17 protein-coding genes are annotated in these 13,296 nt (G+C 53.4%); 9 read left to right on the plus strand and 8 right to left on the minus strand.

Features of this window, described 5'->3' with window-relative positions:
* The 6 genes from OSO_RS46755 to OSO_RS0138170 form a co-directional block, all read right to left on the minus strand.
* The coding region (locus OSO_RS46755) for a hypothetical protein (protein ID WP_010587989.1) at positions 1-318 on the minus strand (318 nt) is incomplete at its 3' end.
* Positions 319-472: 154 nt separating this feature from the next.
* Positions 473-733 carry a hypothetical protein gene (locus tag OSO_RS0138145; RefSeq protein WP_010587990.1) on the minus strand — a complete coding sequence of 87 codons (261 nt, stop codon included), beginning with the start codon at positions 731-733 and terminating at the stop codon, positions 473-475.
* 482 nt (positions 734-1,215) lie between these two features.
* Positions 1,216-2,208, minus strand: coding sequence for a hypothetical protein (locus OSO_RS0138155; protein ID WP_157606128.1), 993 nt, complete (start codon positions 2,206-2,208; stop codon positions 1,216-1,218).
* A gap of 317 nt (positions 2,209-2,525) precedes the next feature.
* Complete coding sequence (locus OSO_RS0138160) at positions 2,526-3,548, minus strand: hypothetical protein (protein ID WP_010587993.1); 1,023 nt, start codon at positions 3,546-3,548, stop codon at positions 2,526-2,528.
* Entirely contained in the window at positions 3,545-3,910 is a 366-nt protein-coding gene (locus tag OSO_RS0138165) for a hypothetical protein (protein WP_029247899.1), read from the minus strand. Before OSO_RS0138165 ends, OSO_RS0138160 begins: the two co-directional genes overlap by 4 nt.
* Positions 3,907-4,380 carry a hypothetical protein gene (locus OSO_RS0138170; RefSeq protein WP_010587995.1) on the minus strand — a complete coding sequence of 158 codons (474 nt, stop codon included), beginning with the start codon at positions 4,378-4,380 and terminating at the stop codon, positions 3,907-3,909. Before OSO_RS0138170 ends, OSO_RS0138165 begins: the two co-directional genes overlap by 4 nt.
* A gap of 539 nt (positions 4,381-4,919) precedes the next feature.
* Here OSO_RS0138170 and OSO_RS46760 point away from each other — a divergent pair.
* Complete coding sequence (locus OSO_RS46760; RefSeq protein ID WP_010587996.1) at positions 4,920-6,161, plus strand: EAL and HDOD domain-containing protein; 1,242 nt, start codon at positions 4,920-4,922, stop codon at positions 6,159-6,161.
* A 189-nt stretch (positions 6,162-6,350) separates the two neighbouring features.
* Here the strand turns inward: OSO_RS46760 and OSO_RS0138185 are convergent, their stop codons facing one another.
* Both OSO_RS0138185 and OSO_RS0138190 read right to left on the minus strand, forming a co-directional pair.
* Positions 6,351-6,614, minus strand: a complete 264-nt coding sequence (locus OSO_RS0138185) for a hypothetical protein (protein ID WP_010587997.1) — start codon at positions 6,612-6,614, stop codon at positions 6,351-6,353.
* A 99-nt stretch (positions 6,615-6,713) separates the two neighbouring features.
* The gene (locus tag OSO_RS0138190) at positions 6,714-7,061 is read right to left on the minus strand and encodes a hypothetical protein (protein WP_029247900.1); all 348 of its coding nucleotides are present in this window, start codon (positions 7,059-7,061) and stop codon (positions 6,714-6,716) included.
* A 217-nt stretch (positions 7,062-7,278) separates the two neighbouring features.
* Here OSO_RS0138190 and OSO_RS0138195 point away from each other — a divergent pair, with 217 nt between their 5' ends.
* The 8 genes from OSO_RS0138195 (at position 7,279) to OSO_RS51655 (ending at position 13,295) form a co-directional block, all read left to right on the plus strand.
* Complete coding sequence (locus OSO_RS0138195; protein WP_010587998.1) at positions 7,279-7,641, plus strand: hypothetical protein; 363 nt, start codon at positions 7,279-7,281, stop codon at positions 7,639-7,641.
* Positions 7,642-8,114: 473 nt separating this feature from the next.
* Positions 8,115-9,236 (plus strand): hypothetical protein, encoded by a 1,122-nt coding sequence (locus OSO_RS0138205; RefSeq protein WP_157606130.1) that lies wholly within the window; start codon positions 8,115-8,117, stop codon positions 9,234-9,236.
* Positions 9,237-9,441: 205 nt separating this feature from the next.
* Complete coding sequence (locus OSO_RS46765) at positions 9,442-10,731, plus strand: phage major capsid protein (protein WP_010588000.1); 1,290 nt, start codon at positions 9,442-9,444, stop codon at positions 10,729-10,731.
* Positions 10,732-10,985: 254 nt separating this feature from the next.
* Positions 10,986-11,489, plus strand: coding sequence for a hypothetical protein (locus OSO_RS0138215; protein ID WP_010588001.1), 504 nt, complete (start codon positions 10,986-10,988; stop codon positions 11,487-11,489).
* 78 nt (positions 11,490-11,567) lie between these two features.
* On the plus strand, positions 11,568-11,996 hold the full coding sequence (locus OSO_RS0138220) for a hypothetical protein (protein ID WP_010588002.1): 429 nt from the start codon (positions 11,568-11,570) through the stop codon (positions 11,994-11,996).
* Positions 11,997-12,054: 58 nt separating this feature from the next.
* Positions 12,055-12,219: a hypothetical protein gene (locus tag OSO_RS0138225; protein ID WP_157606133.1), complete on the plus strand. Its 165-nt coding sequence runs from the start codon at positions 12,055-12,057 to the stop codon at positions 12,217-12,219.
* A gap of 56 nt (positions 12,220-12,275) precedes the next feature.
* Entirely contained in the window at positions 12,276-12,935 is a 660-nt protein-coding gene (locus tag OSO_RS0138230) for a hypothetical protein (RefSeq protein ID WP_157606136.1), read from the plus strand.
* A gap of 141 nt (positions 12,936-13,076) precedes the next feature.
* Complete coding sequence (locus tag OSO_RS51655) at positions 13,077-13,295, plus strand: hypothetical protein (RefSeq protein WP_157606139.1); 219 nt, start codon at positions 13,077-13,079, stop codon at positions 13,293-13,295.
* Position 13,296 lies beyond the last annotated feature (1 nt).

Consider the following 13,296-nt stretch of genomic DNA (forward strand, 5'->3'; position numbering starts at 1 on the left):
CTCTTTGAGAGCGTCACAGACAGCCGTCAGTTCCGGATGTGCCAACCCGATCGCGGTGAGCTTATCCTGCACCTGAGGCAAACTCAGTTGCATGCCGCGTGTCAGATACACCTGCGCCGCACCTGCGAGCCCGGCCCCTTGAATTGCTTGAAGCAAGCCTTCGGCTGCAGCATCACCGAATTGGACGGCCACGCCACTGTATGACCACAACTCGTCCGTGCCGCCAATCACCGTGGTTTGATTGCCATAGTCCAGCACCTGCTGGTCCGTTAGCTCTTCAAACTCAAGCCGAGCAACAATTTCTTCGATCGTCAGCATTTTCAATCTCGTCTTATGTAAATTGAACGTTTGGTCCAACACAGCTCTCTGTTCGCAGCCTGTTGAAACTACGTGGACTGGCTCCGCACCGATTCAACAAGCCATGACATCGTTGACACCAAAGCGCCTTGAGCCGGGCACTTAGGCCGCATTATCAGTGCGTTCCCTGACGCCATCGGTCATACGCTTCACGGCCCAGGCGCAGCTCCGCCACCAATTCCTTGATCGTCTGAGCATGTGTTTCCGTGATCTTTTCAAGCTGCTCTTGATGTTGCTTCTGCTGTGTCGGCAGTGTCGTCGTCGTCGTGTAGTACGCGAACCAGATCGCGAACCCCAACGATCCCACAGACGAAATCGCGGGCATGACGTCTGCGACGCTCATCGTAGATACGGCGTCAGAGAGGAGAATCAGCACGCCGAGCCTCCTTACCTTGAACGTGGATCGAACGTGTAATGGCGGCGAAGGCCAGCTCGATCGCAACAACGATCGCAAGCATCGCCCAAAGACGACGGATCATTGGCCGCAGCTCATGTTTCGACTGTTGTTGTGGTGTCATTTTCATTCTCGTGAGATTTGAGATTGCGAACCAAATCGATTACGGCAGGCGCGATCCCCTTGGCAGCTTGTTCAAGCTGGAAACGAATCAAAGAGAGCTGCCTGACACAGGCACACGTCGTCCACGGTGTGCCATTTACGTGGCAATGCTTAGAGAGCAGCACAGCCATCCCGACCTGACAGCTTCGTGAACATCGTGCGGAAGCTCATTGTTCTGCACACGACGACTTCATCAACGTGTCAATTCAGGTTTGGCACTCCACTCGAATGCCGAACACAAACGTGTTTGGCAGCAATCAAACACATTGGAGGCAACGTCGACATCCGTTGACTGCGTTCCTTCACTGCACCTTGAAATCACGCGACTTCACGAGGCGGCTACCGCTGAACTCCACGTGAATGTTCGATTCTGTGATTTCGATCCGCTTGACACCGAGCTGAAACGTGAACAGTGCCACAAGCCGAATTGACGGCATCTGCTGAAAATCGATCGCCAACATGTCGTCCAAAAGCACGGCCGACGCGGAGACATTTCCCCCCAACTGCAAATCGCAACTGGGATGAAGTAGACGCCAGATGTCCCGTACCACCGAAAGCACCGTCCACACGCTGACGAGTCCAATCTGCGAGGGAGCTGGCGCTGTTTCGGCAGGCATCATGGACCTCGGATTCTGAGAATCCGGCCCGAGCCTCAGCGCCAGCCCCCGAATCGTGACCGCGTCGACATCAAACGTGATATCATCACCATCAACGACATACGTAAAGCCAATCGTCTCGAGTGGCAGGTTTGCAGCCCCAACGGCCGAGAGTTTGATATGGCCGAATTTTCCGAACAATGCGACAGCCGACCAATCACCCTTGGCAAGCAGTGGAAAAGACTGGGCACCAGAGCGGTCCCACCGAATTTCGGCTTTCACACCTTCACCGACATTGCATGCGAACCAATCGAGCAATGTCCTAATCTGCGATTTGCCTTGAATCGCACCGGCTGAGCCAACAGCACTGATCTGCTCGCTCGACGGCGGCGATTCATCCCAGGCCCGTCGCAATTCAACCGAAAGCGTTGCGGGATCTTGATAGCCCTCCCAACGCTTCACTTCGATTCCGTTCTGATACAACACAGACTGTGGTGCAGCCTTCGTCTGTGGAATGATCACAAACTGAATCTGATCCGCGTTCGAGTTGCCAATTGTCCAGCCGAGTTTGCCGAGAATTCGGACTATGTCTCGTTCTTGACGTACACAGTGCGGACACCCCGATTCCCATACTTCAATCACAAGTTGTGCGGGCTTGACCTCCGACACGGCAGCAACTTTAGGAAATACTATCGCCATAGGAACCACACGAGTGGCATCCGTGCCAAGGATCGCATCATGCGCCTCTCGTGGGTTGAATTTAGCGAATCTCTCCCGTGAATCGGGCAACTGAGGACGCGAATTCGCCACGTGAACCTGGGCGCGTGCCACAGCAACCGTTGCAATCGCTCTCTCGCGTATCGTACCTGCGTATACACAACACGATGCGCCGCCCGAAAATGCAATGAGACCCTGAAGAACAACCGCTTCCGCCAATAAAAGGAATGGCGAGCGACTCGCACGAGTCCATACACCTCCCGACGGATTGGACAAGTCGTATCGATTCTTAATTTCCATCAAATCACCTGGACCTTTCTCGTGAGATCAGCAATTCCGAGCGATTCGAATCTTGGCGGTCCAACCGCCCATGCTTCGCCCCCAGACTTGATCTGCGACCAAAATCGCTTGGCATTTACGCCAACATCGCCCGGCGCGAGTTTCTTGACGCCACCGGCATAGTGAAGATTGATGCAAGGGATTTGCTCAACCGGCATCGTCTGGTCAGCGTCTGTCGGCTGGCCAGCGGGGAATCGGCCCCAGCTCTCGGACGATTCCAGTTGTGTTTCACCATTCTCGTCGAGGAATACGCCGACGAAGCATCGACAATGCGGCCCGAACAACCCGAGATCTGAGACCCCTTTTGAATTCGGCGCCCCAGTAATATAGGAATGCGCATAGGGAACTGCGTATCCAGCCGCAAGACAGTCGCACAACAGATCCAACGTCTCGGGCCAGAAGGTTACGCATGTATGGAGATTGCATGCAGCCAGCCAATTGGCCGGTGTACCGACTCCAGGAGCAGCATACTGAACGGCCAATCGCTCAACTTGATCCTCGGTCAGGCCCGGGAACAGCTCTGTGGTTGCCACTCCAAAATCATGAACGGCCTTCATGGCATCCGCAAGAATCGCTCCGTCACCACGTCCACAGCGATCTTTCCCGACCTCATGGCGAGCGAGTGTGTAGATCGGCGCAAATGTCAATTCGACGCTTTTCAACAATGCCAAATTGTCTGCAATCGCGACATCAAGAGAAGTTTGAAGGCCTCTGCATGTTCCCCGACTGACGCAAGTCCCCGCCCTTTGGAGCATCGGTCGACGATGTTTGCCTCGTACAACAAACTCTCGATCTCGCAAGAACACTCCGGTACACCCTCGAGTTTTCATTCGCTCCCACGTGCCCGGAAGCTCTTGTGCATGTTGAAGACAGAATGTTGCCCCCATCACGGGCTCACCGCGTCCTGCTCGTTCCAAAATTGAATCTTGAACACGATGTGGATCACTGACCCAGCCACTGACGAAGTTTGAGGGTATATTCATTTCAAACTCCTCAGTAACCGGACGTCTGCATCCGTCAAATCTCTGCTCACGGTGGTCGCGTCCGGAAACGTTTTGTCGAACAGTTTCGCATCACGCTCTGACAGATCACCATTTTTGACGAGAACAAGAACAACCTGAGCGAGTTGGGTGGTCCGGTTGATCGTGCGCCGCTTTACGGCCGAGGCGACCTGTCCCCAAATCTCTTCAGCAGAAATGAGACTTTCGTCAACCGTCGATTGATTGTCTGTGGTATTTGGCGCCAAGGGCACAGTCAGTGCGCAACCGCAGATCACGGAAGAAATCGCACCGATTAGAAACGTCGAACGGACAAGAGAACGAAGAAACAACATCACATTCATCATGCTGCTCCCCCTTGTTGAAAGGGTGTGACAGGATCGGCATACCCTTGGTATCGAATCGTGACGACTCCGGCTTCGTGTGAAGTCTCACACCCCTGAATCAGATTCGCGGCATCAACGAGTGCGAAAAAGAATCGCCTTTGAACGGCGCGATTTGCTCGATCATTCATCAACGCAAGGAACGATGCAGTCAGCTCGACCACTTCGGCACTCAAGGATTTCGACGATGGCTGCCGAATCTGACCACCAAAACGCCCCGCAAGAAATGTGATCAGTCCAGCGGTCGTGAATCCGCTCGTGCTGAGAATCGACAAACCCCAGGCAACCCAGCCACCGATCGTGACTTGCACCCCATCCGCCCCGGTTCCTCGGGCGACCATTGGCACGACGGTCGCCTCGGTGACTGTGAGGAAGATCACGCCACTCACAACTGCAGCCCCAAACAGGCCTGCCACAACGACACTTCGAGTCATATCTCCCCCTCCCAAAAACAAAAGACCCGCAGAAGGCTGCTCACAATCCACGCAACAAGGCTAGGATTGTGAGCAGCCCTCCAGCGGGTCTTGCTATGACCTTTATGACCGGAGAGGCGACTTCATAAGTATGTCGCCAACGTACAGGACTGTCAATATTATTTCTAAATTATTTTTAAATACGACATCTATTTTTGTCGCAAAAGCGAAGAACTCAAGTTGAGAACCACGATACATTGAACGGTTCGAAGTGAAAAAAGCTGACAAATGCGTGTAGAGCGACGTGTCGATCCACACACATTGCGCGAATGTCGCGCTGTACCGTAAGAATTCTCGCCCTGAGCAAATTCTGCTGCAGTGTTACTGCTAGTCGCTTCCCAAGTGGCTCATGACAAGACCGGAGATCTGCCGACAAACAACATATGACATAGTCAATGCTCACATGAACACGTTCCTGTTGGGCGAGTGACACTCAGAAGCGCGAGTGTGTGTCGATTGAATTGAACGATTCGCAGCCAGATTGAAGCGAACCGAAAGCCATGACATCGCCGCCCCAATCAGACGTGTTTGTCGGTCGCCAACCGATTTACGATACAGAACTCAACATTGTCGCGTATGAACTACTCTTCCGATCGACGACAGAGAACCAGGCAGCCATTCAAGATGCGGATGTGGCAACTTCCCAACTCTTGATAAACTCTGTCATCGAGATTGGGCTTGAGAACTTAGTGTTCGGCCTTCCCGCGTTCGTCAATTTCACGCAGAATTTTCTCAATGGAAAGTGCGAGATCCCGTTCGATCCAGAGCTTCTGGTGATTGAAGTGCTCGAAACCGTTGAACCGGATGACGAGACCATCGCATCACTGGTTCGTTGGCGTAACTTGGGCTTCACAATCGCACTTGATGACTATATCGAATCCGACATCCGCGCGCGACTTCTTCAAGTCGCGGATATTGTAAAAATCGACCTTTTCGGATTTAAGCGTGAGAGGCTGAAGAGTGAAGTCACCCGCCTTAAAGAATTCCCGTTGAAGCTTTTGGCGGAGAAAGTGGAGACCGTCGAAGAATTCGAACTCTGCAAGTCGCTTGGTTTTGACTATTTCCAGGGATATTTTTTGTCACGACCGCAAGTTGTTGAAGGCAAGAGCCTGGCCAACAATCAACTTTCGATCCTCCAGTTGCTCGTCAAACTTCGAGAGCCTGCCGTTGCATTTGACGATGTCGTCGATCTATTAAAAAGAGACGTGTCGCTCAGCATTAAACTGTTGCGATACGTGAATTCGTTGGCACATGGAGTACGCCGCCAAATTGACTCGGTACGCCAGGCCGCAATCCGACTCGGACTACAGAAGATTTGCCAGATCGTCACGCTTCTGGCAATGAACGGCCTTTCTACCAAGCCGAGACCAATCCTCGAAACGGCTTTGATTCGAGCCAAAATGTGTGAAGTTTTGGGGAGTTCAATTCGCCCCGACGCGGCTGAAATCTGCTTCACCGTTGGCCTTTTCTCAACTCTCGATGCGTTTCTTGATCGACCATTGCCAGAGATTTTGACGCAACTTCCGATCACGCCAGAAATTCGCGATGCGTTGCTCGAACATTCGGGCCCAATGGGCCGGCTGCTGAGCTCAGTAATGGCGTTTGAACGCGGAGACTGGGATGCGACTCGCGAATTCGGCGCAACCGACTCCGCGATGCAGAGCGCCTATCTTAGTGCCGTCGCATGGGGACATGTCGAATCGATTGTTGCGCACTCAACAACGGAACAGGCCAACAATTGAACAAGGCACCCTGAACCTCAAGCAGACATCCGTTGCCAGAATTGGAGCGAGGATGTACGAAGATCAGCTCGTATGGCAGCCACAGAATTCTGATCTCGACCTCAGGGTGAATATTCCCCATTCAGGAAGATCAACTCGCCAAGTTCATGGCACTAGCACAACGCGACGACATGAATGGAGAAAGATTGTTCACTGAGATTTCTCACTGGACAATGGTCGCTGTTCATCAACATCGGAAACGCCGTCGATTCGCGGCACGCAAGCGTCAACACGCTCATTGACCGAAATACGCCGGCCATATTCTCCAAGGGTGACGAGACCAGGCTCGATCAACACACCCTCTGGAGCAAACACGCGACAGCGTTTTCCCTTCGCATTGACATGTTTCACCACGATCTGTTGACCACCAACAATCAAGGTGAAAACGGGGCCTTTGACGGTCCGAACAGGCATTGCGGCATCCTTAAAACGCGGTTCAATTCTTCGTAATGCGCCAGTTGATCCGTGAACAAAACTCAGTATCAACGATACATCGAAACACAGTAGATCGGCTTATCCATCGCCCCGAACCAACTTGATGTCATACTCGGTGGAGACCAGTTCCAGTAAATAGCGACGCCCGTTCAAAACTCGGTGAAATGAGCACGGTACGAACAATTCGCCGGCAAGCTCTGCATCAATTCGGGGCCTGATCACCATCCCGACTTCGTCAGTCCCAGACTCGATCAGCCAGTCTGCCAGTTCTTTCTGATAGCACACCAAACGGTTCCACTCGCGTGCTGCTGGAGTCACCCGTTGCTGTTGATCGACAATCGCTCGCTCGAGCTGTCGAATATGCTCGTCACGAGTTCCGACAATCCGATGCAATTGATCGCATTCTGCGCGAAGATTGATGCTCATGAGATGGAACCTGATAGGTGAAAAGAATTTCGCATTTACGACACGCCGCTTGAAATCGGCCTGAGCGACCACATCAGCCTACCACAAAAACACTTGTCGTCAACGACAAATAATTCTGTCGCAATGTTGTTTTTTGGCAGAAAGAACTGACGGAATGACAAAAAGCGTTGCTGCAGCTAGACTTGAGCGGCAACTTCTTATCGCTGGAGGCTGAAGAATGGGTGTGAAGTATGAGCGGAAGTCCGTGGATCTGATTCTTAGCACTGCGGAATCCCTGAAGAAAGCGACGGAGCAATTCGCGCAAGTTGCAGCGGAGATGCAGCACCATGGAATGACCGACGCTTTGTTTCCCTGGACACAGCGTCAGTGGGATTGTCTCGACGTTGTCATCACACTTGCGAGCACATGCGCCAATGTCTTGCCTGCGCAGATTCTTGCCAAAGCACAGAACCGCGAGTCGCAATTCGAAATCATGCAAAAAAAATCACGACGTGATGTAGCCTCACGGAAGGCGCGACTTGCCACCGAGACGCCAGCCGCAAAGAAGCCACGCGGCCGCCCCCGAAAAGACGCGAAATGATCGCCACCATATCACTATGTGATCACGTCATTCTGAAAGTTGCCCACCCCAGCGCGCCTTCCGGCGAATTCTTGTATCCGCCTCGCTCCAGCGAATTCGCATCGCCGCACCGCTCAGTCGGCTTTCTGCGAGTGATCTGAATGCGTTTCCCTGCGGACGCGCTCCATGCAAATGCGAGCCGAATCGGTATCGCCAGGAGTTCGCGCCGTGGATTCTTCCCTGCGGACGATGACCTCAAAGTACCTTCCAAACGTTTGGAAACAACACGCATTTTCATCTTTTCGAACGAGGGCCTCGTCGATTTAATAGGCCCCATGACAAACGCACCCACTCATCACCGCCGCGACCAAAACGTCCTCGACCGAATCGTGGGCCATCGACCACGCGCTCAGGGACGCCACTATCAGCTTTCGCCCGATAGCGGCTCCTTGGCATTCGAACGTTCAGGTCAACCTTACGTGGATCGCACCGCGATGTCCGCTCGAGCTGTCATTTCGACAAGTACGGTCGATCGAGTGGGCGACGTTTTGATTCCAACAGGATGTCGACTAGAGAATTTCGCCAAGAACCCCGTCGTGCTATGGGCACACGGTCTGGAGGGAATCGGCCACCCCATTGCAACCTCCTGCGATCCCGATGGAAATCTTTCAGTGACGATCTCACTGGACGACGTTCAGGCGACGGCCTGGTTCTCACAATCGTCGCTCGAAGCGGCACAGATTTTCGAACTCATCGACGAAGGAATTGTTCGTGCCACCTCCGTCCGCGAAACACCGATCAAAACACGGCATCACTTTGATTCAGACGCTGGCGACATCCTGATTGTCGACGAATGGGAGCTTGAGGAATGGTCGTGGTGCGCGGTGGGGGTCAATCCCGATGCGGTCGCCAAGGCTCTACATCGAAATCGGCTTGGCGGAAAACCAATCATCCCATCAATCGTGAAGTCGTTAATGGCTGTATCACCACCTACTCGACGCTTCGGCGTCGGACTATCGAGGGAGAACTCTGTGACTGAACACACCATTGTCGCCGACATTGGCGACGCCACAGCCCGACCGATCGCCACCGATGATTGGAGCGATCACGTCTGCGAGGAATCGTCGCAGCCCTATGGCTCCACCGTCGTTTCCGCCGTCCATACGTCGTTAACGACAGCATGCCACAATATCGAATCGGCAATGGCGACGTTAGAAAATCCCCCCGTTCGAGACGGGCTGGTCGCGATTCTGGAAGCGCTAAGAGACCAAATAACGGTGCTCGAAGGACTCCACGCGGCTAATTATCCTCATCAGCCAGACTTGAAAGGCGAGGAATCAACGGATGCCGCTGGGGAAGAGCTGAAGTCATTTCTCGCGTCGGGGCAACTCGCCCCCTTGCAAGTTCTGGGTCTGGGAGCACGACTCAAAGGCTTGATCAGTGCTCGGAATCTCACAGCATTCCAGCGTAAGACTCTTAGCAGTGTCTCACACCAATTTGCAAAGCTCGTGGATCAATCAAAATCCGAGGTGGTTGACCATGATGCAACCAAACTCTCGTTGCTGCACAAGTCAATCCTTGAATTGACAACCCTCGTCAGTCGAATCAAAGACTGATACCGCGCGTCTGGTGATTCCAACCGGCACTCTTCGTTCGGTTGCGACGGCTTTCTTAATGTCACTCACGAGGGTGCGACACAAGATCGTCACCAAGTGAGCACTTCGTTGCGATTCAGAGAGTTTCGCCAGACCACATTACTACATTTGTAATATTGTGGATCAGAGCTCACGTTCGATTTCATTTTCAAGAGAAGGTGCCTCGATGCCAACCATTGATGAACTGACAAAACAAGTTTCCGATCTGACGGGCGCAGTTAAAAGCTTGTCTGACAAACCCGATTACAGTGGGATTCACCATGATGGAGAAGGTCGCGTGATCGGCCAATGGTCCGACACAGACGAGTCGGTCACGATCGTATCTGGCCGCGATGATCTGGCGGGACCTCGAGCCGGACGGCGAATGAAATCTCAGGCCGCAATGAAATCACTGACTCGTCAGGGGTACCGTCCCTGGGGCGAATTCAAGTCACTAAGCGATTTCGTCCGAAGTGGCTTTGACGGCCACCAAAGTTCTTCTTTTCGCGACCGCTGCAAATCGCACTTCAAAGCGATCCAGGGAATGTCTGAAACAATTGGATCGGATGGCGGCTTCACCGTCATGCCTGAATTCAATCATCAGATTTTTGAACATATCTACTCGAATGACCTGGTCGCTTCCACCGACAACTACACCGTCGGTGGCAATAACATGACCTTTTTGGCAAATGCCGAAACGTCGCGAGCAGATGGAAGTCGCCATGGAGGACTACGAGGCTACTGGACAGGCGAAGGCCAGACGATCACGGCCAGCAAGCCGACAGTTCGTGAGATTCAATTGAAGCTGCAGAAACTCGCGGTTGTGGTCTACCTGACCGACGAATTGATCTCAGACAGCGCCCAAGCACTCGAGCAGTACATTACTCGAAAGGCGTCAGACGAATTCAATTTCATGATCGGCAACGCACTGTTCAACGGGGATGGAGTCGGCAAGCCCTTAGGAATCTTGAATGCCCCCAGCTTATTAGCGGTCGCGGCCGAGAGTGGTCAATCCGCATCAACAATCGTCGCGGCCAACATCATCAAAGCTCAGAATCGTTTTTTTGCCCCCTTCTACGGCAATGCTAGCTGGTACCTCAACCAAGATTGCATGCAGCAACTGATGCAATTGACACTTGCGACGGGTACCTATTCTGGGCAACTCGTTTACACCCCTCCAACGGGGTTGTCGGGGTCGCCTTACGGCGCACTGGGCGGTCGCCCGCTCAAACCAATTGAGTTTGCTGGAACGCTTGGGTCGCAAGGGGATATCACCTTGGCGGATATGAGCCAGGTCCTCTCGATCAGCAAGGGCGGAATCGCACAAGCGGTCTCAATGCACGTCGAATTTCTAACCGACCAATTGGCTTTGCGATTCACGATGCGAATGAACGCGACGCCATGGGAGAATAGCCCAATCACTCCTTTCCGTGGCACAAATACTCAGTCCAGCTTCGTCTGCCTTGCCCCACGCTAGTGGAGGTTCAAGCCTAAATCGACACTTCGATGGACGCGCTGCGACCAGGGCAAAGAGCCCAGGTGGGATGCTCTCAGAGATCTCAGAAGTGGACATACCACGAGATCGATCACGTTGTTGACTAAGCCCGATGCCGCAACCAGATGAGAGGCACAAACGGAGACGGCCGGCCCCCATCGGCAGCACGCCGGCCCCGAACACTCTCGATACGGCGAGCTTTCGTTCGTGTTGTCACTAAGCAAAAAGGATTTACCATGTCGGACTTCAATCACGAGTTTCTCGAAATTGCAGATATTGTACCTGCATTCGTACCAGTCGATATGCAGACAGGCACAAACAACGGCATTTGGATTGCCATGAAAAATGTGACTCGACTCGTCTGTGTCCTTTTCAAAGCGGCCGGTACCGTCGGCGACAATCCTGTGATCACACTGCAGCAGGCGACCGGTAACGCAGGCGCAGGCGCCAAAGCGCTACCCTTCACCCGTGCTCGCACGAAGATCGGCCCAATCGCATCGACACCTCAATGGTCGATTGCGACTCAGTCCGCCGCGAACACATACACGCCAACGAGCGCGGCCAGTCAAGCCATGATCGCCGTCGAAGTTCAGGCGACCGATTTGGACCTCACAAACGGGTATGCATTTGTGCAACTTTCGATCCCGGACACAGGCACGAATGCACAACTCGGTGCGGCCTTCTACATCGCGTATGGGCTTCGATACCCACAGAACATAACCCCGAGTTCCCTGACGTAACGCAACACGTCGATTCCACACTCCTTCGGTCTCAATTACCCAGACCAATCTCCTTCACCCAATGGCAAAGAGCTTCTCATGGCACCATCCGACAAAACTCGTGAATCATCACAACTCACCAGCATTGCGCTCGAACTTTTCAAAGAACGATCCTGGCAATCGGGAATCAGCCCTGAGCAGTTGGCGATCGATTGTTATCGCGACGCAACGGCATTCCTGGCAACAACAGCCGACGTCCTCGCCGGCAAGATCGAACTCTCCTCCGATGACACGAATCCCTTGGATATCGCGTTCGCACCGAATCTGAAGAAAACGCATCCCATCAATCTGATGTCACAATCCTGGGGCGACCTGGCAAAGGTCAAGGCGGTTCTCACCGAGCTCGATGCAAATCCGGCTGCAGACAGCTACGAGCAATATGGCTGGGGAAGATCTGAGGTGAATCAGGCACGCGCACTTTTTCCTGCGGTCGTGAATCGGGCTAAACAACTCGCAACAGTAAAGTGAGGCAACGATGAGTTTCGGTTCAACAGCTTATGCATCTTTCGCTCGAATCAACCTGGAAATGAACGGCCGGACTCTTCCGAGCTGGGACGCGTTAACGCATGTCAAACGCATCGGCTGGGAAGCGGCAGCGCAGGCCGTCGCCATGGCAGTCCTGCCCTCATCACTCGATCTCACAAGCCATGACGACGAGGAACTCGAGACCGATATTCTCTCGGAAAATTGATCATCTTTGACAAGACCGAGCGATTACAACTTCTTCAGAACGTTCGTGAGCACACCATGCCCCTCACCACACTCGCAGCGATCAAGGCACAAGCTGGCATCCCAGTCAGCGACAATAGCCGAGATTCTCAGCTTCGATTTTTGATTGAAGGCGTGTCATCGATCGTCCAACAGCAACTGCATCGTGACCTCGAGCTGAAAGAGTATGTCGAGTACTACTCAGGGAATGGCTCGCCATTCCTGATGCTTCACCAATATCCCGTTATGCAAGTCTCTTCAGTGAGGGTTGACGAAAGCAGTTACTTCGGTGAAGCAGCTCAAGGATTCGCGGGACCCCAGGCCCTTTCCCAAGGAATAGACTATCTACTGATGCCGGGATCCAAAGGCATTGGTTCCAGCGGAATTCTGCGACGACTTGGCTCGACTTGGCCGAATCGCCCCTCTCGCGCCTCTGGAGTTCTCGCGAACCTTCCCGGGGTTCCTCAAGGAAACGTCAAAGTTCAATACACGGCAGGTTTTGAGGTCATCCCCGCCGCAATCTCAATGGCCGTCAACTCCCTAATACTCCGCCTTGCGGCACAGGCGCAGGTGGGTGGCGGGGTTCAGTCGATGAGCTATGAAGATGCGGCGGTGTCCTTCGCGAGTTCCGCCGACATCGTCAATGTCGTGGGCTCGATCGAATCGACACTGGCCAGCTTCCGCTCAGTCTCCATCTGAAAAAGGACATCCATGCTGACCCGCGCAATCGCCCGATCACTGATGCGAATTATTCCAGAGAGGGTCAGCGCGACCATCACGTTGTCGCCCGACTCCGCTGAGCCCACTTCAGTCGCAATTCCGAGCAGTTGGATAAAACCGATGGATGTTCGGCTATCAACATACGGAGGATTCAACCTCCAAGGCAACGAAACCCGGATCAATATTCCAGACCACGAACTGAACCCAATGGAAAATGGTCGTGAAATCCGCCCGGGCGATCAGATCTGTGTTACGGGCGTCAACTACATCGTACTCAGCACACGCCTGGCGTCCGTAAGAACGGTCTGGGAATGCCTCTGCCGAAAGGAAATGTCCTGAC

This window comes from Schlesneria paludicola DSM 18645, from assembly GCF_000255655.1.
Lineage (GTDB): Bacteria > Planctomycetota > Planctomycetia > Planctomycetales > Planctomycetaceae > Schlesneria > Schlesneria paludicola.